This window comes from Bacillus sp. SIMBA_154 (genome assembly GCF_046536015.1).
Classification (GTDB): Bacteria; Bacillota; Bacilli; order Bacillales; family Bacillaceae; genus Bacillus; species Bacillus pumilus_P.
Window position 1 is genome coordinate 1 of record NZ_JAWJBV010000169.1, and the last position, 287, is coordinate 287.

The window sequence follows — 287 nt, forward strand, 5'->3', positions numbered from 1 at the left end:
GGCTCGGGCGGCGAGCCGCGCGCGGTACCCGTCGTCGGCCGTTACGACCTTTGTCGGGGTGAGAAAGTGGTGTCGATCACCCCAGGAGGAGGCGGTTACGGTGATCCACTGGAGCGAGACCCCCAGGCGGTCCTGGTCGACGTCAATGACGGACGAGTTTCGGCCAGAGCCGCGTGGGAAGTTTATGGCGTGCGGATCGACGAGCACGGCACGATTGATTCATCAGCCACCGAGAAGCAGCGGCGAAATCTCTCGCAGGGCAGCGGAAGTGTCCCGCAATGACACAG

General features: G+C 64.1%; 1 pseudogene. It reads left to right on the top strand.

The features are described from left to right. Positions 1 to 282 (top strand): annotated as a pseudogene (locus R0K30_RS21605) (hypothetical protein); the annotation flags it as partial. Positions 283 to 287 lie beyond the last annotated feature (5 nt).